Raw genomic sequence first — 276 nt, 5'->3', positions numbered from 1 at the left:
ATCACTCATGATCTGGACGAAGCATTGCGGCTGGGTGACCGGATCGCGATATTGCGCGACGGTGAGCTGATTCAGCAGGGCCGACCTGTGGATATTTTGCTGCACCCCATTGACGATTATGTCGAAGCCTTTGTTAAAGATGTGAATCGGTCCAGAGTGCTGAAAGTCGAGGCTGTCATGTCGCCGGGCGCGCACTGTGTTGGGTTATGTTCGGTATCTGAGGCGAACCGCTACATGGAGCAGCATAGCCTGAACGAAGTTTATGTACTGGATGAG

Annotated in this window: 1 pseudogene; it reads left to right on the top strand. The window is 52.9% G+C overall.

Going from position 1 to position 276, the window contains the following annotated elements:
• Window positions 1-276: pseudogene (locus tag R0J87_RS20000) on the top strand (quaternary amine ABC transporter ATP-binding protein); the annotation flags it as partial.

The sequence above is a fragment of the Halomonas sp. SIMBA_159 genome (assembly GCF_046536035.1).
In the GTDB taxonomy this organism is placed as follows: Bacteria; Pseudomonadota; Gammaproteobacteria; order Pseudomonadales; family Halomonadaceae; genus Vreelandella; species Vreelandella venusta_A.
Note: the sequence above shows the minus strand (reverse complement) of the source record. Positions and strands in the feature narration are given on the sequence as shown.